This window comes from Streptomyces sp. NPDC127092 (assembly GCF_042722475.1).
In the GTDB taxonomy this organism is placed as follows: domain Bacteria; phylum Actinomycetota; class Actinomycetes; order Streptomycetales; family Streptomycetaceae; genus Streptomyces.
Genome location: NZ_JBHXFE010000430.1, coordinates 1 through 1,019, shown reverse-complemented (window position 1 = coordinate 1,019; position 1,019 = coordinate 1). Strand labels below are relative to the sequence as shown.

Genomic DNA, 1,019 nt, shown 5'->3' with positions numbered 1-1,019 from the left:
CCCGCGCCGATCTTCGACATCGTCCTCAAGGGCCTGACCATCCGCGGTTCGATCGTGGGCACCCGGCAGGACATGGTCGAGGCACTCGAGTTCTACGCGGCCGGGAAGATCCACCCGACGTTCCACACCCGTCCGCTCACCGAGATCAACGACGTGTTCGACGAGATGCGCCACGGCAAGATCGAGGGCCGCGTCGTGATCGACTACGCGATGCAGGACTGACGTGTCGCCTGGGCGTCGGCTGGGCGCGGGGTAGTATCGGCACATCACGCGCACCAGTGCGACGGCGGTCGTCCCACCCGGAGATCCGGGCCGGGGCGGCCGCCGTCGTCGTCGCGGGGACGGGGCGGGCCGCAGCGCGCCCGACGCCCGAGCCTCAGCGGGCCGCGTCCGGGGCGACCCCGTCGCGCAGCCACTCCAGCGTGGCCGGCCAGAAGGTCGGCGCGAACCGCGCGTGGAACAGTCCGAAGTGCCCGATCTCCGCGACACCGAGCTCCTCCGGCCGCACCCGCCAGCGCACCGTCCGCCGACCCGGCGAGTAGGCGTCCGCGCGGTCGAGGGCGGCTTCGGTGCCGAAGTCGTCGTCGACGGACGCCACGATCAGCGCGTCCGCCGTGAACGCGGCCAGATGACGGCGCAGCTCGTCCCGGCCGGCGGCGGTGCGGGCGCTCGCGGTGAAGTCGCGGCGACTGCGCGCCCAGTCCAGGGCGACCCCGCGCGGCAGGTCCTCGAGCCAGCCGAGCCGCCGCCCCGGGAGGTGCCCGCGGGCCAGCGTGACCACCGGCATCGCCGCGTGCCAGCGCGCCCACATCCGCGCCCGCCCCGGCCGCGCCCGGTAGTCCCGCCAGTGGGCGGGCTGACCGCCGACGGCCACATGGCGGGCCACGTGACGCGCCTCGTCCGCGAGCCCGATGCCGAACCCGCCGTAGCTGTGGCCCACCGTCAGGAGGGGGCCGGGCAGGTGCGTCCGGGCCCAGCCGAGCACGGCGTCCGCGTCGAGGGCGCCCCAGTCCGCCCAC

Annotated in this window: 1 protein-coding gene and 1 pseudogene; one reads left to right on the top strand and one right to left on the bottom strand. The window is 75.5% G+C overall.

All coding sequences use genetic code 11. The annotated features are described in order from the left end of the window. Positions 1 to 222: pseudogene (locus ACFWJO_RS41035) on the top strand (zinc-dependent alcohol dehydrogenase); the annotation flags it as partial. A gap of 154 nt (positions 223 to 376) precedes the next feature. On the opposite strand, the gene ACFWJO_RS41030 reads toward ACFWJO_RS41035, so the two are convergent. Then, the coding region (locus ACFWJO_RS41030; RefSeq protein WP_386873519.1) for a hypothetical protein at positions 377 to 1,019 on the bottom strand (643 nt) is incomplete at its 5' end.